Source organism: Pseudomonas sp. DF5, assembly GCF_058148225.1.
Window position 1 is genome coordinate 15,993 of sequence record NZ_JBYVYM010000041.1, and the last position, 19,353, is coordinate 35,345.

General features: G+C 59.1%; 21 protein-coding genes and 1 tRNA gene. 9 read left to right on the forward strand and 13 right to left on the reverse strand.

Annotated features, from left to right (window positions below; translation table 11 throughout):
- The first annotated feature begins 40 nt into the window (after window positions 1–40).
- Genes AC30D7_RS27275 through AC30D7_RS27285 form a run of 3 tightly spaced genes read left to right on the forward strand, consistent with a single transcriptional unit; the run spans window position 41 to window position 2,948 of the window.
- Entirely contained in the window at window positions 41–2,056 is a 2,016-nt protein-coding gene (locus AC30D7_RS27275; protein WP_490136146.1) for a ribonucleoside triphosphate reductase, read from the forward strand.
- A gap of 32 nt (window positions 2,057–2,088) precedes the next feature.
- Complete coding sequence (gene nrdD, locus AC30D7_RS27280; protein WP_008153595.1) at window positions 2,089–2,256, forward strand: anaerobic ribonucleoside-triphosphate reductase; 168 nt, start codon at window positions 2,089–2,091, stop codon at window positions 2,254–2,256.
- Complete coding sequence (locus AC30D7_RS27285) at window positions 2,253–2,948, forward strand: anaerobic ribonucleoside-triphosphate reductase activating protein (RefSeq protein WP_490136147.1); 696 nt, start codon at window positions 2,253–2,255, stop codon at window positions 2,946–2,948. The genes nrdD and AC30D7_RS27285 overlap by 4 nt, the downstream gene beginning before the upstream one ends.
- A gap of 16 nt (window positions 2,949–2,964) precedes the next feature.
- Here the strand turns inward: AC30D7_RS27285 and AC30D7_RS27290 are convergent, their stop codons facing one another.
- The 4 genes from AC30D7_RS27290 to AC30D7_RS27305 are packed head-to-tail and all read right to left on the reverse strand — an operon-like array spanning window position 2,965 to window position 6,066.
- Entirely contained in the window at window positions 2,965–4,344 is a 1,380-nt protein-coding gene (locus AC30D7_RS27290) for a 4Fe-4S binding protein (RefSeq protein ID WP_204125090.1), read from the reverse strand.
- Window positions 4,332–5,186, reverse strand: coding sequence for an FTR1 family iron permease (locus tag AC30D7_RS27295; protein ID WP_490136148.1), 855 nt, complete (start codon window positions 5,184–5,186; stop codon window positions 4,332–4,334). Before AC30D7_RS27295 ends, AC30D7_RS27290 begins: the two co-directional genes overlap by 13 nt.
- A 22-nt stretch (window positions 5,187–5,208) precedes the next feature.
- Complete coding sequence (locus tag AC30D7_RS27300) at window positions 5,209–5,541, reverse strand: cupredoxin domain-containing protein (protein WP_413695901.1); 333 nt, start codon at window positions 5,539–5,541, stop codon at window positions 5,209–5,211.
- Complete coding sequence (locus AC30D7_RS27305) at window positions 5,542–6,066, reverse strand: iron transporter (RefSeq protein WP_490136149.1); 525 nt, start codon at window positions 6,064–6,066, stop codon at window positions 5,542–5,544.
- Between the two features lie 224 nt (window positions 6,067–6,290).
- Between AC30D7_RS27305 and AC30D7_RS27310 the strand changes: the two genes are divergently transcribed.
- Together AC30D7_RS27310 and AC30D7_RS27315 are read left to right on the forward strand one after the other, a co-directional pair.
- The gene (locus AC30D7_RS27310; protein WP_490136150.1) at window positions 6,291–6,503 is read left to right on the forward strand and encodes a DUF3079 domain-containing protein; all 213 of its coding nucleotides are present in this window, start codon (window positions 6,291–6,293) and stop codon (window positions 6,501–6,503) included.
- 325 nt (window positions 6,504–6,828) lie between these two features.
- Window positions 6,829–7,068, forward strand: coding sequence for a YceK/YidQ family lipoprotein (locus AC30D7_RS27315; RefSeq protein WP_490136151.1), 240 nt, complete (start codon window positions 6,829–6,831; stop codon window positions 7,066–7,068).
- 255 nt (window positions 7,069–7,323) lie between these two features.
- On the opposite strand, the gene AC30D7_RS27320 is transcribed toward AC30D7_RS27315, so the two are convergent.
- The 5 genes from AC30D7_RS27320 to AC30D7_RS27340 form a co-directional block, all read right to left on the reverse strand.
- Window positions 7,324–7,587, reverse strand: coding sequence for a hypothetical protein (locus tag AC30D7_RS27320; RefSeq protein WP_490136152.1), 264 nt, complete (start codon window positions 7,585–7,587; stop codon window positions 7,324–7,326).
- Window positions 7,588–8,130: 543 nt separating this feature from the next.
- Window positions 8,131–9,129: an NADP-dependent oxidoreductase gene (locus AC30D7_RS27325; protein ID WP_490136153.1), complete on the reverse strand. Its 999-nt coding sequence runs from the start codon at window positions 9,127–9,129 to the stop codon at window positions 8,131–8,133.
- Window positions 9,130–9,188: 59 nt separating this feature from the next.
- Window positions 9,189–10,058, reverse strand: coding sequence for an alpha/beta fold hydrolase (locus tag AC30D7_RS27330; RefSeq protein WP_490136154.1), 870 nt, complete (start codon window positions 10,056–10,058; stop codon window positions 9,189–9,191).
- A gap of 82 nt (window positions 10,059–10,140) precedes the next feature.
- Window positions 10,141–10,929: an SDR family NAD(P)-dependent oxidoreductase gene (locus AC30D7_RS27335; RefSeq protein WP_490136155.1), complete on the reverse strand. Its 789-nt coding sequence runs from the start codon at window positions 10,927–10,929 to the stop codon at window positions 10,141–10,143.
- A gap of 51 nt (window positions 10,930–10,980) precedes the next feature.
- Window positions 10,981–12,081 (reverse strand): alkene reductase, encoded by a 1,101-nt coding sequence (locus tag AC30D7_RS27340; protein ID WP_490136156.1) that lies wholly within the window; start codon window positions 12,079–12,081, stop codon window positions 10,981–10,983.
- Window positions 12,082–12,230: 149 nt separating this feature from the next.
- Here AC30D7_RS27340 and AC30D7_RS27345 point away from each other — a divergent pair, with 149 nt between their 5' ends.
- Window positions 12,231–12,830, forward strand: coding sequence for a TetR/AcrR family transcriptional regulator (locus AC30D7_RS27345; protein WP_490136157.1), 600 nt, complete (start codon window positions 12,231–12,233; stop codon window positions 12,828–12,830).
- Window positions 12,831–13,039: 209 nt separating this feature from the next.
- On the opposite strand, the gene AC30D7_RS27350 is transcribed toward AC30D7_RS27345, so the two are convergent.
- A tRNA-Ser gene (locus AC30D7_RS27350) sits at window positions 13,040–13,127 on the reverse strand.
- 123 nt (window positions 13,128–13,250) lie between these two features.
- On the opposite strand from AC30D7_RS27350, the gene AC30D7_RS27355 reads away from it, so the two are divergent.
- Window positions 13,251–13,922 (forward strand): Bax inhibitor-1/YccA family protein, encoded by a 672-nt coding sequence (locus tag AC30D7_RS27355; protein WP_490136158.1) that lies wholly within the window; start codon window positions 13,251–13,253, stop codon window positions 13,920–13,922.
- Between the two features lie 88 nt (window positions 13,923–14,010).
- Here AC30D7_RS27355 and AC30D7_RS27360 read toward each other — a convergent pair whose 3' ends face one another.
- On the reverse strand, window positions 14,011–14,448 hold the full coding sequence (locus tag AC30D7_RS27360; RefSeq protein WP_007941786.1) for an Lrp/AsnC family transcriptional regulator: 438 nt from the start codon (window positions 14,446–14,448) through the stop codon (window positions 14,011–14,013).
- 134 nt (window positions 14,449–14,582) lie between these two features.
- On the opposite strand from AC30D7_RS27360, the gene AC30D7_RS27365 reads away from it, so the two are divergent.
- The gene (locus AC30D7_RS27365) at window positions 14,583–15,476 is read left to right on the forward strand and encodes a DMT family transporter (protein ID WP_490136159.1); all 894 of its coding nucleotides are present in this window, start codon (window positions 14,583–14,585) and stop codon (window positions 15,474–15,476) included.
- A gap of 8 nt (window positions 15,477–15,484) precedes the next feature.
- On the opposite strand, the gene AC30D7_RS27370 is transcribed toward AC30D7_RS27365, so the two are convergent.
- Window positions 15,485–16,504: an FUSC family protein gene (locus tag AC30D7_RS27370; protein ID WP_490136162.1), complete on the reverse strand. Its 1,020-nt coding sequence runs from the start codon at window positions 16,502–16,504 to the stop codon at window positions 15,485–15,487.
- 87 nt (window positions 16,505–16,591) lie between these two features.
- Entirely contained in the window at window positions 16,592–18,217 is a 1,626-nt protein-coding gene (locus tag AC30D7_RS27375) for an NADP-dependent glyceraldehyde-3-phosphate dehydrogenase (RefSeq protein WP_490136160.1), read from the reverse strand.
- 230 nt (window positions 18,218–18,447) lie between these two features.
- Here AC30D7_RS27375 and AC30D7_RS27380 point away from each other — a divergent pair, with 230 nt between their 5' ends.
- Entirely contained in the window at window positions 18,448–19,335 is an 888-nt protein-coding gene (locus AC30D7_RS27380) for a Dyp-type peroxidase (protein ID WP_490136161.1), read from the forward strand.
- Window positions 19,336–19,353: the final 18 nt, after the last annotated feature.

A 19,353-nucleotide genomic window follows, 5' to 3' on the forward strand; every position in this document is an offset into this window, starting at 1 on the left:
GATTGTGTCTGAACATCTATATGTAGTATCTGGAGGCCAAATGCAGAGCACGCTGATCTCAGTAGGATGTAACCGCTTGCACAAACGCGATGGCAGTCTGGTTGCCTTCGATGCCGACAAGATCCGTCAGGCGTTGATCGCTGCCGGCAAAGCAACCGGGGAGTACACCGAGGTTGAGGTCGAAGGCTTGCTTCAGGCGGTTCTCGCCCGACTGGAAGGGTTGCCAAGGCTGCACGTCGAGCAGATTCAGGATCGGGTCGAACGGGTATTGATGGATGCCGGTTTCTTCTTCGCCATGCGCGCCTACATCGTCTACCGCGAACAGCACGGGCGTTTGCGCCGTGATCGCCGGACCATGGTCGAGGTGGCGACATCGATGAACGAGTACCTGGACCGTGAAGACTGGCGGGTCCAGGCCAACGCTAATCAGGGCTATTCCCTGGGCGGGCTGGTGTTGAATGTGTCGGGCAAGGTCACCGCCAATTACTGGCTGGACGAGGTGTACAGCGAGGCCATCGGCCAGGCCCACCGCGACGCGGATTTGCATGTGCACGACCTCGATATGCTCGCCGGTTACTGTGCCGGTTGGTCGCTGCGCACTCTGTTGCATGAGGGGCTCAACGGTGTGCCGGGGCGTGTCGAAGCCGGTCCGCCAAAGCACTTGAGCAGTGCCCTGGGGCAAATGGTGAATTTCCTCGGCACCCTGCAAAACGAATGGGCCGGAGCCCAGGCGTTCAGCTCGTTCGACACCTACCTGGCGCCTTACGTGCGCAAGGACCGGCTGAGTTACCAGGAGGTGCGCCAGGCGATCCAGGAGTTCATCTACAACCTCAATGTGCCATCGCGCTGGGGCACCCAGACGCCGTTCACCAACCTGACCTTCGACTGGGTTTGCCCGCAGGATTTGCGTGAGCAGATACCCGTCATCGACGGCGAGGAAATGCCCTTTGCCTATGGCGACCTGCAAGTCGAAATGGACCTGCTCAACCGCGCGTACATCGAGGTGATGCAGGCTGGCGACGCGAAAGGGCGAGTGTTCACCTTTCCGATCCCGACCTACAACATCACCCATGATTTTCCGTGGGACAGTGAGAACGCCGACCGTCTGTTCGAGATGACGGCGCGTTACGGATTGCCGTACTTCCAGAACTTCCTCAATTCGGACATGCAGCCCAATCAAGTGCGTTCGATGTGCTGCCGGTTGCAGCTCGATGTGCGTGAGTTGCTCAAGCGCGGCGGTGGCTTGTTCGGTTCGGCGGAACAGACCGGGTCACTCGGCGTGGTAACCATCAACTGCGCACGCCTGGGCTATGTGTTCAAGGGCAACACCAGTGGCTTGTTGCGACGCCTGGACACGCTGATGGAGCTGGCGATGGAGAGCCTGGAGGTCAAGCGCAAGGTCATTCAGCACCACATGGATGCCGGTTTGTACCCTTACACCAAGCGCTACCTGGGCACCTTGCGTAACCATTTTTCCACCATCGGCCTCAACGGCCTGCATGAAATGCTGCGCAATTTCACTGGCGACGAGGAGGGCATGCACACCGAACATGGCCGACAGTTTGCCCTGAATCTGCTGGACCATGTGCGCGCCACCTTGCTGCGGTTCCAGGAAGAAACCGGACATCTCTATAACCTGGAAGCGACACCGGCGGAGGGCACCACCTACCGCTTCGCCAAAGAAGACCTCAAGCGCTATCCGGACATTCTTCAGGCGGGCAGTACGCAGGCGCCGTATTACACCAACTCCTCGCAACTGCCCGTGGGCTACACCGAAGACCCCTTCGAGGCCCTGGAACTTCAAGACGAACTGCAATGCAAATACACCGGTGGCACGGTCTTGCATCTGTATATGGCCGAGCGGATTTCCTCGGTGCAGGCCTGCAAGCAGCTGGTGCGCAAGGCCCTTGGACGTTTCCGCCTGCCGTACCTGACCGTGACCCCGACGTTCTCCATCTGCCCGGTGCACGGCTACCTCGATGGCGAACATGAGTTCTGCCCCAAATGCGACGAAGTTCTGCTACTGCAAGAGCAGAAAGGCGGCGCTGTTCATTGATTTCGATCCACTCAACTGCAAGGAGCTTCACCATGACTGCATCGCAAACACTGCCTCAGGCTCAACGTCAACGCTGCGAAGTCTGGACCCGGGTGATGGGCTATCACCGTCCTGTGTCAGCGTTCAATCCAGGTAAACAGTCGGAGCACCGCGAGCGGGTGCACTTCACTGAAGGCGCAGCCCTGGCCGGGCGCCAATGAGTCGAATGCTTCGGGTCGGGGGCATGGTGCCCCTGACCACTATCGACTATCCGGGACAGCTCGCCTGCGTGCTGTTTTGCCAGGGTTGCGCCTGGCGTTGTCGTTACTGTCATAACCCGCAGCTGATTCCGCCTCGTGGCAGTGAGGAAGTGGAGTGGCGGCGGGTGTTGGCGTTTCTGCAACGTCGTCAGGACCTGCTCGATGCCGTGGTGTTCAGCGGTGGTGAGCCCACCTTGCAAGACGGCTTGCTCGGCGCCATGGATGAAGTGCGGGACATGGGCTTTCGCATCGGCTTGCACAGCGCTGGCATTAAACCTGCCGCCTTCGCCAAGGCTCTGACTGGCGCGGATTGGGTCGGTTTCGACGTCAAGGCGTTGCCCGAGGATTGCCTGGCCATCACCCGGGTCGAGGGCAGCGGAACGGCTAACTGGCGCAGCCTTGAGCATCTGCTGGCCAGTGGTGTGGACTACGAATGTCGCACCACCGTGCATTGGCATCTGTTCGAGCCGGCGCGTCTGCTGATCCTGGCAAAACACTTGAGCGCGCTCGGCGTCAAACGCTTCGCCGTGCAACTGGTCCGCACTGAGCGGATGTTCGATCCGCTACTGCCAAGCATTTCGGCACAAGCCTTGTTGCCAGAGTTGTGGGAGGCCATGCGCGAGTTGTTCCCAGCCTTCGTGCTGCGGGGGTAACGGGGGCTGGGGAAACTCAAGCCCAGCCCCAGAACTGCAACCACCAGCCAAACCCGATCAGGCCGTTGGCGAGGAACAGGCAAACGCCACCCGACACACGCCGGATCAGGGAAACACCTTCGTGTCGCAACCGTTTCCAACCCAGTAGCAGGCTCCACCCCATGGCGGCCAATAACAGACAGGCCCTGGCGGGTTGTACCCACTCCAGCAGCAGACCTTCATAACGCAGTAATTTGACGGTGGTGGCCGACAGCCCGAGAAACAGCCCGGCGCCACCCACAGGCGTGAGTGTCAGCGCCAGAGGCCAATACAGTGCGCGATCTCGCGCCAGTCGGGCCGTCAGGCTTAGGAGCAGCATCAACGCCGTGCCGAGCATGATCGAACTCACACTCAAGTAAGCGACAATGCTGAAGCCGTCGAGCCAGCTGAAGCTGTCGTTGAGTTGCGGGTAATGGGTCAGCAACCACCAGGGGGCGTTGTCCTGCAATGCCCAGAGCTGGTTGTGTTCTACCAGCCACTGGGCCAGGTTTTGTTTGAGGGCGATAAACCATGGGCTGACTGTCCACTGAAACGCGCCCATGGCCAAGCCGATCACACCGAACAGCAGCAAGCGTGTATCCCAAGGGGACAGCGTCTGCGCGGTTGCGTGAAGAATCTCCTGATTGCTGGAGCGGGCGATCAGCTGCACGGCGCCGCGTTGCCCGCTGCAGCGTCCGCAGGCGTGGCAATCACTGGCGCCTTGCAGGCGGCGAATATCGAGCAGGGGAGCGCAGTTGGGGGGTGGCAGGCGTGGTGCGGCATTCTCTATCCAGCGTTGCTCATCGACCTGAAAGTGCACAGGGGCCAGCCGGGCGAGCAGGGAGAAAACGCCGCTGACCGGGCACAGGTAACGGCACCAAACCCGCTTGCCCCGGGCGAACAACAACCCGATGATGACCGCTGCGACGGTCGAACCACCCAGAATCAACAGTGCGGCCTGGGCGTAGTCATAGACGCTGATCAATTGGCCGTAGAGGGTCGTCAGGCAGAACGCCAATGTGGGCCAGCCGCCCCAACGCAACCAACGCGGCACACCCAGGCCTTTCCCGTAATGACTGGCCCATTCGCTGAGCGAACCTTCCGGGCACAGAACGCCACACCAGAGTCGACCGAAGCACACCATCGACAGCAACACGAACGGCCACCAGATTCCCCAGAATAAAAACTGCGCGAGCAAGGTCAGGTTGTCGAGTATCCGTGCTTGGCTGTCCGGCAGCGGCAACAGCGCCGGGGTCACCAACAGCACTGCGTAAAACAGTACGACAGCCCACTGCAGCACTCGGATGACGGACGCATGGCGACGCATCCCGTCACCCAGGCGCTGGAGCCATCGATTGTGCCGGCTCAGGTCAGGCATGGGACTTTCTCCGCAGTCCGTTGGCGTAGCCAGGCGCTGACGACCAGCCAGTAACCGACCCATACCAGTAAGGTCATGCCGCTGGGCGTTGCGCGATAACCGACAAAACCGGCCAGAAAGCCACCCAATCCATGGCTGTCGCTCAGCCAAGCGCTGCTGTCCCAAAGCGATTCGCCTACGAGGCTGTAAACCACGTCCGGCACATCCAGGGCGAGCAGTTGGCCGCCGATTCGCTCGGTGCCGCTGACCAGCAACCCCGCGCCGAGCATGAGCAAGATGACTTCGCTGATGGCAAAGAATCGTTGCCATGAAATGAAGCGGCGACTGCTGTGCAGCAGCGTAATGGTCAGCGCGGACAGCACCAGCCCCAACACGCCGCCGACGGCAAACAAACCGAGCTGCGGACCTCGCAACCGGGCGCCGGCGCCGTAGAGAAATACCACCGTTTCGCTGCCTTCGCGGCTGATCGCGAGCATGGCCAGCAGTAATAGACCTGCGCCTCCCTGGCGGGCCAAGTGGCTATCGGCGTGCCGTCGCAAATCGTGGTTGAGGGTGCGCCCGTGACGGTGCATCCAGCCGACCATTTGCACCATTAACAGGCTGGCAAACAGTGCGAGTGCGGCCTGGAACCATTCACTGGCCGACCCGCTCATGGCCTCACCGGCAAACAGAATCAACACCGCCAGCAGGCCCGAAAGCATCAACCCCAGCACCACACCCGCCCACAGGTATTTGACCAAGCGATGACGTTGGCCTTGTTGGCTGGCCCAGGCCTGGAGAATGCCGATCACCAGCAACGCCTCGACGCTTTCGCGCCAGACGATGAACATTGATTGATTCATGGAAGCTCCGTGCGCTAACAGGTTATTTCGCGAGGATGCCGCCCTCGGGCAATTGCGGATTGAACTCGTCGAAAAAGGGATAGTGGCCGGGCCTGAGCGGGTGAATGACGACGAAGGTTGTCACGCCCGGCGACAGCACTTTTTCAACCCGCAACGGCGTGCTCTCGAACTCAGCCGGCCCCTGACCGCTATTTTTCAGGACGATCTTGAAGCGCTGTCCGGCCGGGACCTCGAGCAAGGCAGGGGAAAAGTGGCCATCGCGCAGGGTCAGCTCAAAGCTCGGCAACTCGGCATGCGCTGTCAACGGCGCAACTGCTCCGGCCACGATCAGCCAGGCAAGATGCAGGCGCTTCATTCAATAGCCGCCTTTTTTACCGATGCCGGCGTAGATGAATTCGTAGTGCAGTTCACAGCGTTCGAACCAGGGCGCTACACCGGTTTCCTTATCGGTATGACGCCCGAGGGAGCCGTGACCGGTGGGGGGGAGCACGGTGAACGTCAGCCGATATTTGCCCGGCCCCAGCAGCTTCACATTGTCGCCATAGTGCGGGCCGTCATTGGCGACCATGGCATGGAAGTCACCCTTGATTTCGTCCGGGTTACCCGCTCTGCTCAAGTTGAACGAGACATTGAGGTAAGGCACGAAACTGCCTTCCTGAAAGCCCTGTCGATTGTCCGCGGTGGCCCTGATGTCGGCTTCCAGGTGAACATCAGAATCGACAGTAGCGCGCATCATGCCAGCCGGGGCCATCTCGATCGGTTGCAGATACACCGCCCCGACTTCCAGCCCCTGACACAGCTGTGGTTCCCCGATCGGGTATTCCTTTGCGTGAGCCAGCGGTATGAGCAAGAGCAGGGCGAGTGAGAGGTGGGTACGCATAATGTCTTCCTGAGCACTGACGAGTAGGAACCCGAGTCTAGGAAGCTTTGCTGCGAACAATAATGATTGTTATCAAGTTTTGATCAATTAAACCGTTAGAAGCTTAGCTCCAGGATCGCGATAGGGAGAGCAGTCGCTCGATGTCGATTCTTGATATCCATCAAGGATGGTTTTGCACAAAGGCTGTAGGTTGCAAGAGCGTCTCTCAATGATCGGAGATCGAAATGGCCAAGAACTTCCCCATCAGCCCCAAGCACCCCGAACGGATCTGTTGGGGATGCGACCGGTATTGTCCGGCCAAGTCCCTGGCATGCGGCAATGGCTCCGACCGTACGATGCATCCGGCCGAGATGTTTGGAGAAGATTGGTATTTGTCTGGAGACTGGGGCATCGAGCCCCTCATTGTCACAGACAGGGCCGCGGATGATGGCGTCTAATGCACGCCAAAAGTGGTCTTGCAGGAGCCGCCGCCAAGGATTCTCGAGACTCGACCAGACGCGTTTCAGTGGCTTCGTCTCCTTTCGCCGCCGGTTGTCCGAGGGGGCTAGGTCAAACGCCACTGCCGTCTGCCAAATGCGCTTGCGCACCGCGGCGTTGTGATCGCGTATTTCCTTGAACTTCGCCGCAATCGTATTTTTGTCCGGCGAGAACACGGTCTTCGTTTCGATGACGTCATCGAGGATCTCGTCCTCTTGCATGTGTGACTAACTACTTGTAACTGCGTCTACGCAGGTCTGCGCAAAGAAGTAATAAGGACGTTACGTGTTTTTGAAAGTGATTTTGCTGGTGTTGATCACCAGCATAAATGGGTGTGTGGCAACTGCTATGCGGATGGATTACGACAAACATCGATGCCCTTACATCGGAGTGCGGTTTGACTGGTGGTTGGTAGGCACATCCCGCGGAAAACTAATTCCCTTTTTGCTCATCGACGCACCATTCTCGTTGGTGGTCGACACAGTATTTTTTCCCTTCGAGTATCAATACAGCTGCAACCTTTAATCTGATGATGGCGTTCGTACGCATCGGGGTGTGATTAGCGAGGTCGTCACAGGCGCCGAATCTCCTTCAAGGACGTGCCATGAGGGATCGCCTGTGCGCCTGACTTGACCCAGCGCATGCCCAATGAATTGTCGCTATCACCGACACCGGTGACCAAGGGTTGATTGCGCTGGCTGCTTGTCAGGCGTACGTCCCGGAGGTCACCGCTGGAAGTCAGTTGATAGATCTACAACTGAGCAGAAGTCGGATGGAGGGTCAATGAACTGCCGAGGATCTAGGAACTGGAACGTGATCAAATTTGGAAATCTCTTTGATCCAGAAACGACGATATTTAGTCTGGTCTGGCGGCAGCGGCTTGTGATTTGACCAGAGGTGCTCAGTTTTCAAGCTGGCTCGGTATACCTCCCACTCCTTTTCCTCTGCCACTTCCTTGGCCCTTTTCTCATCATCGAACCAGCCAAGCACATAAACTTCGCCCTGATCCATACCATGCTCGATCAGTAGATAGATATCTTTCATAAGCCTGAGCCCGCTACTCCACGTTCTAAAATCCCCTAATGCTGGGGCATCGTTTTGACTATCGGCAGACACGTTCGATTATTGAGCCTTATCGTTCAAAGGAGAGATTAGCTTCTGCCCCTGATTACGCGCGTTATCCATAGATGCTCAGGTCCGCCCGACCGTGCTCTAGCATAGAACAGCCTCTACCGTATCAAGATGAAACGTTACCGATCGTCAGCGACCAATCGAGTAGTCAGCTTATCGTCAGGGTGCTGTATTTTTTGTCCAGTGTCAGCGGTGCGGCACGCCCAGCCTGGGGGCGACCGCAGATGGGGGAGTTGTGTCTCGCCGTCTCGGCCACACCGTTTCTCCAGTAGATCTCAGCTCCTGAGCGGGCCGCCAGTGATGATCTGTCCATTCGGAGCTAGAAAGAGTCTGGCTTTGCGCGTGCACAACGAGATACTGCTCAACTGCGAACACCGTCTCGCCGCTGGGCAGGAGCATTGAAAACCTCCGATCTGCCACAGACCCTACAACGGTGTTGACCTGAATCCGGCGTAGTCATTTGATCGAAACAACGACCTTGCCTTTGGCTCGTCCCTGCTCGACATACTTCAACGCCTCTGCCGTTGATTCAAAGGGGAAGGCGCGGTCAATCACCGGTTTGATGATGCCGGCCTCAATGAGCGCGGTTATTTGTTGCAGTTGGGTGCCGTTGGCCCGCATGAATACAAACCTGTAGTTGACGTCTTGCTTGCGGGCCTTGCGCCGAATACCGAGGCTCAGCAGGCGCATGATTTGCTTCAATGGCCAGGACAAATCTTGCTCCTGTGCGAACTGCGCAGTGGGTGGCCCTGAGATGGAAATGAGCTGGCCACCTGGCTTGAGCACCTTGAGTGACTTCTCCAGGACATCGGCGCCGAGACTGTTCAACACCACGTCGTAGTCGTGCAAGACACTTTCGAAGTTCTGCTGTTTGTAGTCGATCACCAGATCGGCCCCCAATGCCTTCACCCATTCGACATTCGCAGTGCTGGTGGTTGTAGCGACAAAGGCACCGAGGTGTTTGGCGAGCTGGATGGCGAGGGTGCCGACGCCGCCGGAGCCGGCGTGAATCAGCACTTTCTGACCCTTTTTCAGTTGGGCGATTTCGACCAGCACTTGCCAGGCGGTCAGTGCAACCAAGGGGAGGGACGCTGCTTGTGCCATGCTGGTATTGGCAGGTTTCAGGGCGATCGCGTTCTCGTTCACGGCGATCAATTCGGCGAACGTGCCGATCCGCGCTTCCGGTGGGCGAGCGTACACTTCGTCTCCCGGTTTGAAGCGTGTCACCTTCGAGCCGACCTCAATCACGACGCCTGCCAGGTCATTGCCCAATACCAGCGGAAACGAGTAGGGCAGGATCAGCTTGAATTCGCCTTTGCTGATCTTCGAATCCAGCACGTTGACACTGCTGGCGTGTACCTCGATCAAGACGTCGTGGGCACCCACTGTGGGGGTGGGCGCTTCGCCAATCCGCCCGGGGTTCTTGCCATAGCGATCAATTAGAAATGCTTTCATCGTGGTGCGGCTCTTGTCGGTTGTAAGGAGGGTAGCCGGTGCGTTGCTGCGCCGTGTTGTCAGGCATCGAGGAACGCCTGCGCCTTGGCCACAAAGTCAACGTGGTGTTGGAAAATACCGCCGTGCCCGGCATCCTCATAAATCACCAGTTGTGCGTTGGGGATACGCTTTGCCAGTGCACTCGAGTTAACGCTGGGCACCATGATGTCGTTGTCGCCGTTGACGATCAGCGTCGGCGTCCGCAAGCGCCCGAGGTCTTGTGGCGGCTGTTTGCCCCACGCGGTAATGGCTTTCAACTGCCGCAGGAAAGCGCTGGGCGTCGGGCCCTTGTCGCGATTTTTTTTGCGTATTTTCAGGCGCTGTAAATACTGCGAGGCGGATCGACGGCCATTGGGCGTCGAAGTAAAAAACAGGTAGAACTTCGGATCGCGCCAGGTCAGCAAGCCTTTGAGCATCAATGGCCACGTCACCGAGCCGACCTTGTCGATACCGGTGCCGCCGGCCGGTCCGGTGCCGGTCAGAATCAATCGCCGCACCAGACCCGGCGTCTTCAGGGCGATGTCCTGAGCGACGAAGCCGCCGAGCGAAAAACCGAGCACGTCAACGGTTTCCAACCCCAGCGCCTGGATCAGCTGGATGGCATCGTCAGCCATTTCGCCGACGGTCAGTGGTGCGCTTCCACCAGAGCCGCCGATGCCGCGATAGTCGGTGGTAATGACGCGTCTGGTTTGTGCCAGGCCGTCGATGATGGCGGGGTCGAAGTTGTCCAGCACCGCGCCCCAATGGTTGAACAGTACGAGGGGCACACCGGTTGCGGGGCCGGTATCGCGATAGGCAAAGGGAATGCCGTTGACCGTGATCGACTGGTTCGCTGCGTTGATGCACGACGTCGGTGAACCCGAGGGGGAATTTGTCTGCGTTGAATTCATTGCTACTCCGGACAGCGGGTCGGATTCGATGCAGTGACTTGCGCCTGCATCGAATCTGGCGCTAATGCTCGCTACCAAAAAATCACTGTGGAGTCTGGTAGCGCTGGGCAACCGCAGACTGGCGGATTTGTCCCAGCAGGCCCTGACGTGCGCTCTGCAGCTCATCCCAGCGTTCCGCTTCGTGCAGCGGCGGGATGGTCACCGGTTCACGACGATCAAAACCGACTAGGGCGGCATCCACCAGATCGCCCACTTCCATGATTTCGCTCAAGGTGTTGATGTCGACGCCGGAGCGATCCCAGATCTCCGTGCGGGTGGCGGCGGGCAGCACGGCCTGCACGTAGACGCCCTGAGGCGAAAGTTCCAGGCTCAGGCCCTGGGAAAGGAACAGCACAAATGCCTTGGTCGCACCGTAGACCGTCATGCCGAACTCCGGCGCGAGGCCCACCACCGAACCGATGTTGATGATCGCGCCGTCGCCTGCCTTGGCCAGGCGTGGGGCGATGGCGCTGGCGAGCCGCACCAGCGCCGTGGTGTTGAGGGCGACCAGTTGCGCAACGCTGTCGGTGCTTTGGTCGATGAAGTTACCGGACAGCGCGGCGCCGGCGTTATTGACGAGGATGCCAATGCGGGCGTCGTTGCGCAGGCGGCTTTCAACGGTTGTCAGATCGCTGAGTTGGGTCAGGTCCGCCGCAATGACATCGACGGCGACGTCGTGTTCGCTGCGTAAGCGCGCTGCGAGTGCGTCCAGGCGCGCCTGATCGCGGGCGACCAGTACCAGATCGTGGCCGCGTTGCGCGAAGCGCTCGGCGTAGACCGCGCCAATGCCGGTGGAGGCGCCAGTGATGAGAACAGTAGTGCGAGTGCTCATGGGTATATCTCTTTCAGGATGTGTGAAACAGAAAGCGCGATCACTGATGGCTCAGCTTGCGATAGCGCTCGATTCAGCCAGCGTCGGGTAGTCGATGTAGCCAGCCGCACCGCCGCCATAGAGGGTGGCGGGATTGAACGCGGACAATGGCGCGCCACGTTTGAGGCGCTCCACCAGATCCGGATTGCCAATGAACGGGCGACCGAAGGCGATCAGGTCGGCCTGGTCTTCAGCGAGTTTCGAAGTCGCCAGGTCCAGGTCATAGCCGTTGTTGGCGATGTAGGTGTTTTTGAAGCGCTGGCGCAGGGCGCCGAAATCGAAGGGCGCCACGTCACGCGGGCCACCGGTCGCGCCTTCGACCACGTGCAGATAAACCACGTCGAGGGCGTCGAGTTGTTCAACGACGTAATCGAATTGCGCCTGCGGATCGCTGCTGGATACGCCATTGGCCGGCGAAACCGGAGACAGGCGCACACCGGTGCGATCCGCGCCGATTTCATTAATGACGGCCGTCGTCACTTCGAGCAACAGACGTGCACGATTTTCAATCGAACCGCCGTAAGCATCGGTACGCAGATTGGCGCTGTCCTTGAGGAATTGATCCAGCAAATAGCCGTTTGCACCGTGAATCTCCACACCATCGAACCCGGCGGCGACCGCGTTTGCCGCGGCCTGGCGGAAATCGGAGACGATCCCCGGCAGTTCGCTGATGTCCAGTGCGCGCGGCTCGGAGACGTCTTCAAAGCGGTTGTTGACGAACACTTTGGTGGCGGCGCGCAGCGCAGAAGGGGCCACAGGAGCGGCGCCGTTTTCTTGCAGATCAACGTGTGACACGCGGCCGACATGCCACAGTTGCAGGAAGATTTTTCCGCCCTTGGCGTGGACGGCATCGGTCACGGTGCGCCAGCCGTCTATCTGCGCCTGCGTGTAGATCCCCGGGGTGTCCTGATAACCCTGGCCCTGTCGGGAAATCTGTGTGGCTTCGCTGATCAGCAAGCCGGCGCTGGCGCGTTGACTGTAATAGGTGGCTGCGAATTCGCTGGGGACAAAGCCCAGATCTGCGCGGTTGCGTGTCAGTGGCGCGAGGACGACCCGGTTCGACAGCGTTAGGCTGCCAAGGGTGTAAGGGGTGAACAGATTCTGATTGGTCATCTGGTATTTCTTCCGTGCCCGTTGATGGAGATCGGTGTTGCGTGCAATTAGGATGATGATCGAAATCTAAACTGTCAACGGTTTTGATTATGACCAGCATCTATGTATGATTGGACGCATGATTTCCCGGTAAACACGAGGTATTGCACGTGAGAGTGACCAAGGCCCAGGCGCAGGCCAATCGAGAGCACATCGTTGAAACGGCCTCAGAGCTGTTCCGTGAGCACGGCTTTGATGGCGTCGGTGTGGCGGATCTCATGGCGGCTGCCGGTTTCACCCATGGAGGCTTCTACAAGCACTTCGGGTCGAAGGCCGACTTGATGGCCGAAGCCTCGGCCTGCAGTCTTGCCAAATCGCTGACAGGCGCCCAAGCGCTCGATGTTCCGGGCTTCATCAACGTTTACATGACCCGAGAACATCGGGACGGACGTGGCAGCGGTTGCACCATGGCCGCATTGTGCGGCGACGCGGCGCGTCAATCGGATGATGTGAAAACGACATTTGCCGAAGGCATTGAACACACCCTGCAAACTTTGGGAGACAAATACCCGAGCGGGCCGGATGCTGAGGCGGGTGAGGGGCGAAAGAAGATGATCGACCTGCTGTCTCGTGCTGTCGGCGCGATTATTTTGTCGCGTGCCTGCCCGGATGATTCTGCACTCGCGGATGAGATCCTTGAGGTTTGTCGCGCTGAAATGCTTGCTTCGTTGCCGGTCGATGAAGTTGAACCGGTGTTGAAGGGAGATTAATTCAAAGCGTGAACCGCCTATCCGCGCGATCAAAATACGCTACACACTTTTTTGACCCATTTGATTTGAGCGGGATTTGTTGTGTTGCGGAATGGGAGGGTTGCGGAAGTGACCCAAAAGATGCGGAAACGATCTAGAAAGGACGGAAAAAAATTGCGGATCCAAGAAACGACAAAGCCCTGAAAAATCAGGGCTTTGTCGTATAAAGATGGCGGAGGCGATGGGATTCGAACTCATGGACCTGTTACAGTCGACGGTTTTCAAGACCGTTGCCTTAAACCACTCGGCCACACCTCCGTTTGCGTTGCGGGCGCCATAATACCTGAATGAAACACACTGTCAAACTCTCTGCATGGCTTGTTACAGAGCGTCTGTTATGATCTTTGCGACTGAACGTTTCAAACCAACAGGAGTGTCGCCATGCGCGAACAGGATTACGCAGTTAATAACAGCGTGCAGGCTGAGCAGCTAGAGGTTAGCCGCGTCCTGCGCAACACTTACGGCCTACTGGCCCTCACCCTCGCATTCAGCGGCGTGATGGCGTTTGTCGCGCAGCAGATGCGTGTCGGCTACCCGAACATCTTCGTCGTGCTGATCGGCTTCTACGGCCTTTTCTTCCTCACCAACAAACTCCGTGACTCGGCGTGGGGCCTGGTTTCTGCGTTCGCGCTGACCGGTTTCATGGGTTTCCTGCTCGGCCCGATCCTCAACCGTTACCTGGGCATGCAAGGCGGCGCGGAAGTGGTCAGCTCGGCCTTCGCGATGACCGCGCTGGTGTTCGGCGGCCTGTCGGCTTATGTGCTGATCACCCGTAAGGACATGAGCTTCCTGGGTGGTTTCATCACGGCCGGTTTCTTCGTGCTGCTGGGTGCGACGCTGGCGAGCTTCTTCTTCAATATCAGCGGTCTGCAACTGGCGATCAGCGCAGGTTTCGTGCTGTTCTCCTCGGTCTGCATCTTGTTCCAGACCAGCGCCATCATTCACGGCGGAGAGCGCAACTACATCATGGCGACCATCAGCCTGTATGTATCGATCTACAACCTGTTCATCAGCTTGCTGCAACTGTTCGGCATCATGGGCCGCGATGATTGATCGCCAGCCTTGAGTAAAAAACCCGCTTCGGCGGGTTTTTTATCGTCTGGGAATCGGGATATCCACGTCTTTGCGAACCAAACAGCACTCACGCCATCGGTGGCAGCCGGCGCTTGATCGGGGTTTTCTTGACGATGGCGGTGTTGGTTTCGGCGTGGGTGTTGAGGCGGTCGAGGAGGGTGTCCAGTTGTTCCATCGAGCGCACATGCAAGCGGGCGATGAAGCAGTCGTCACCGGTAACTTTGTCGCACTCGGTGAATTCGGGAATCGCCTGAATCTGCCGTTCCACTTCCTGCAACTGGCCCGGTAACGGGCGGATGCGGACGATGGCCTGGAGTTGATAGCCGAAGCATTTAGGGTCGATTTCGACGGTATAGCCCTTGAGTACGCCGCGTTCTTCGAGGCGGCGCAGGCGCTCGGCAACGCTGGGCGAGGACAGGCCGCTGATCTGTGCCAGGGCCTTGAGCGAGCGGCGGGAGTCTTCCATCAATGCGCTGATCAGCACTTGGTCGATGTCGTCGGTCATGGGAATCCACTGTTAGGCAATTGTCTGGATAAGCCTTGATAAAAAAGGCAGATACCGAGTTTAGCCTGCTTTTTGCTCTGGAGAAGCCCCTCGGCGGATTGGCATACTTTGGCCTCAAACACAGGAGGTTGATGATGGACAGAACACTACGTCGCGGCTCATTCGAGATGACCGCCGCCATGCTGATTTCCGGGACCATTGGCTGGTTCGTGCTGGTGTCCGGGCAACCGGTGCTGGACGTGGTGTTCTGGCGCTGTGTGTTCGGTGCCGCCACCTTGTTGCTGATCTGCGCGGCGTTCGGCTTTCTGCGCCCGGGCATTTTGACGTCCACCACTTTCTTGTTGGCCGTACTGAGTGGTGTGGCGATTGTCGGTAACTGGGTGCTGTTGTTCGCGTCCTATTCTCGCGCCTCGATTGCCATCGGCACGGCGGTTTATAACGTCCAGCCGTTCATGTTGGTGGGGCTGGCGGCACTGTTTCTCGGGGAGAAAATCACCCTGCAAAAACTGTTCTGGCTGGGCATTTCGTTTCTCGGGATGCTGGCGATTGTCAGCGCACATGGCGAGCAAGGCGAGGGTGGCAACGATTACCTGATGGGGATCGCTCTGGCCTTGGGTGCTGCCTTCCTGTACGCGATTGCCGCATTGATCATCAAACGCCTGACCGGCACGCCACCGCATCTGATCGCGCTGATCCAGGTCTGCACCGGCGTGCTATTGCTCGCACCCTTTGCGCATTTTTCGGCGCTGCCGCAAGCACCCAGTGCATGGGCCAGCCTGGTGACCCTGGGTATCGTGCATACCGGCTTGATGTATGTGCTGCTTTACGGGGCAATTCAAAAGCTGCCGACCGCCCTGACCGGCGCGTTGTCGTTCATCTATCCGATTGCAGCGATTTTCGTGGACTGGTTTGCCTTTGGCCATCGCCTGGAGCCGCTGCAATGGATCGGTGTCGCCGCGATTCTGCTGGCCGCCGCCGGGATGCAACAGGGTTGGGGCCTGAAGCTTCGGCGGGTGGCTACACAATAAACGGCCTCTCAGATGTTCCAGCGCGGTGCGGTTTTCGCCAGACGCTGGCGCATCTCGCCGATGTTCGCGGTCAATTGTCGGGTCAGCAATCGGTAGCCATCCAGTGGGCTGTAGACCGGCATATCAAGCGTAGAGTCCAATGGCGGTTCGGCTGGCCGGCTGAGCCGTTGTGAAGCGCCCGATTTCAATGCCCGGGCCATACCGATCAGTTGCACCCGGATCTGTCGGTGCTCGGTTTTCAATGCCGATTGCAGGTGGGCCATTGCCTCAGAGTCATCGGCATTCGGCCGGCTATTGCCGAGGATTTCCAGGATGCTGACGCACATCCGCAGATTGCGCTGAATCGCATCGAGTTCGGTCATGGAAACCCGCACTTCCTTGGACACCGAGGGCATCAGCGAGCGCAGTTGCACCATGACTGCGTTCAAGCGATTCATGAGCTTCAGGTGCTCGTCAGCGGCGACGGACTCGCCGTTGATGATACGGCCGTAGATTGCCGCGCAGTCGCGCAACGCATCGGCCAGGTTGTAGCGCCAGGAGTACACCGCGTACAGCGGTAGGGCGAAGGAGAAAGCCAGTGCCAGGGCGATGCCGATCAGAATATCTACCCCGCGCCACAGGCCATCGGTGACCGGGTTGTCACCGTGCCCCGCAACGATAAACACGGTGATCGCCGACAGCAGCGCCGTATAACCACCCTTGCCGATGGCGTGGTACGAGAAAAACCCGCACACCACCGACATTGCGAAATAGGTCAGCCACGGCATCCCGAGCCAGGCCTGTTGCGCCACCAGCAACAAGCCGACACCGGCCCCGATCAAAGTGCCGATGGCTCGCTCGGCGGCTTTTTTGCCGATATTACCGTGGTGCTGCAAGCCGCCGATCACCACCAGCATGGTCACCGACGCCCATTCGCCGTGGGGCAGATGGATGCCGGTGGTCAGCAGGATCGTCGCCAGCAACCCCAACGAAACCCGCACCGCATGGATCAGTTTGGCGTGGCGGTAGCGCCGGTACGGGTCCAGCAATGGACGCAGTATTCGGCGCAACAGCGGTGGCAGTCGAAGGCCTTTGATGATGCTCAGGTTTGGTGTCCTCAGAAAGTTTTGGTGTCCTCAGAAAATATAGTCGGTGGTCAGGAAGCTCGAGTTCCGGCCGCTGATGATCTCGCTGAGAAGCTCTTTGCTGCTTTCCTGGAACTTGGTCGCCACCAGGGTCCGGATCGAAAACACCCGCAGCGCATCATGCACCGATAACGTGCCCTCGGCGGAGTTCTTGCGACCGTTGAACGGGTAGGTGTCCGGGCCGCGCTGGCACTGGGCGTTGAGGTTGATCCGGCCGACCTGGTTGGCGAAGGTGTCCACCAGCCTGCCGACCGCCACCGGGTTGGTGCCGAAGATACTCAGTTGCTGGCCGAAGTCGGATTCCAGGACGTAATCGATCACGGTGTCCAGATGACGGTAAGGCACGATCGGCACGACCGGGCCGAACTGTTCTTCCTGATAGACGCGCATCTGCGGTGTCACCGGGTACAACACGGCCGGGTAGAAGAACGACGCGCGGGACTCACCACCATTGGGGTTGACCACGGCGGCGCCTTTGCTGACCGCGTCCGCCACCAGCGAATGCAGATAATCGACCTTGCCCGACTCCGGCAATGGTGTCAGGGCCACGCCACTGTCCCACGGCATGCCGGGTTTCAGTGAGGCGAGCCTGGCGTTGAATTTCTCGATGAACGCCTCGACCACGTCTTCATGGACGAAGAGGATTTTCAGCGCGGTGCAGCGCTGACCGTTGAACGACAGGGAGCCGGTGACGGCTTCGCTGACCGCGTTGTCCAGATCCACCTCTGGCAACACGATGCCGGGGTTCTTCGCATCCAGGCCCAGTGCCGCACGCAAGCGGTGAGGCCTTGGGTGGAGTTTTTTCAGGTCGCTGGCAGCCTTGTTGGTGCCGATAAACGCAAAGATATCGATCTTGCCGCTGGCCATCAGTGCGCTGACGGTCTCGCGGCCACTGCCGTAAATGACGTTGATCACCCCGGCCGGGAAGCTGTCGCGAAAGGCTTCCAGCAGCGGACGAATCAACAGCACCCCCAGCTTGGCCGGCTTGAACACCACGGTGTTGCCCATGATCAGCGCCGGAATCAGCGTGGTGAAGGTCTCGTTCAGCGGGTAGTTGTAAGGCCCCATGCACAAGGCTACGCCCATTGGAACGCGACGGATCTGGCCGAGTGTGTCTTGCTCCAGTTCGAAGCGGCTGGAGCGGCGGTCGAGTTCCTTGAGGGCGTTGATGGTGTCGACGATGTAGTCGCAGGTGCGGTCGAACTCTTTCTCCGAGTCCTTGAGGTTCTTGCCGATCTCCCACATCAGCAACTTGACCACCGCCTCGCGCTGTTCGCGCATACGACCGAGGAAGGTCTCGACATGCTGGATACGCTCGGCCACGCGCATGGTCGGCCACAAACCCTGGCCCCGGTCATAGGCACGGACAGCCGCGTCAAGCGCAGTCAGGGCGGTGTCGGCATCGAGCAGCGGCGTGCTGCCGAGGATCACTTGTTCGTCGCCATTCGCGCCGCTCAGGTACACCGGGCTGCGCACTTGGGCGAGGGGGCCTGACCAGGTTTTCAGTTCACCGTCGACCAGGTATTCGCGCTGTTCGGTCTGGCCGTTGAGTCGGTACTTTTCCGGGATGCTGTCGGCGGTGGGAAACAGGTTGCCAAGGATCGATGCTGTGGTCATGTCGCTACCCCGTCTGGATTGGGTGATGCACTGATGAATCGTTTTAGCAGACCTCGGCCTGGCTTGTCATGACTCATCTTATGGTTTTTTTGACTCGACGTTGTGAATCGAGAATCTGTCGGCCCATCTGCTTATGAACGCGCCCGTAGCCGTTGTGATCTTTTGTCCTTGAAAGCACACAAGCAATGATCCCCCGGTTAAACTTCGCGCTCTTTCTCAAAGGAGTTCATATGAGTTACTACCAGCCGGGCATCCTCGCCACCCCAGTTCCGCCTCAAGCTCGTCATATGTTCTTCGCCCTCGAATCCGTCGAGGCACTGCCGGCAGCGCTGGATAACCTGACGCGCCTGGTGGACGGAAAATCGGCGGTGGTCGGTTTTGGCGAGTCCCTGGTCAAGGCGCTGCACACGCAGATCGACGGCTTGCGCGCCTTTCCTGCGCTGGTTGGTGTCGGCGTCGACAACCCGTCGACCCAGCACGCGCTCTGGTGCTGGCTGCACGGTGTTGACCGTGGCGAATTGCTCAATCGCAGCCACGCGATCGAAGCCGCGCTGGCTCCGGCCCTGCGTCTGGTGCAGATGAACGAAACCTTCCGCCACATGACCGGTAACGACCTGACCGGTTACGAGGACGGCACCGAAAACCCTCACGACGAAGCCGCTGTAGCCGCCGCGCTGCTGGGCGAGGGTGCCGAGGGGCTGGTCGGTGGCAGCTTCGCCGCGATCCAGCAATGGCAGCATGACTTGAAGGGCTTCCACGCGATGCCGTCCCACGAGAAGGACAACATCATGGGCCGGCGCCTGAGCGACAACGAAGAACTCGACGACGCGCCGATCTCCGCCCACGTCAAACGCACCGCCCAGGAAAGCTTCGCTCCTGAAGCCTTCGTGGTCCGGCGCTCGATGCCGTGGATCGAAGGCGATCGCGCCGGCCTGATGTTCCTGGCGTTCGGTTTTTCCCTCGACGCGTTCGAAGCCCAACTGCGGCGCATGAGCGGTCTGGAAGACGGCATCACCGACGGTTTGTACCGCATCAGCCGACCGATCACTGGCGGCTACTACTGGTGCCCGCCGCTCAAGGACGGTCGCCTCGACCTGCGCGCATTGCGTGTTGGCTAAATAGCGGATCGCGTACAC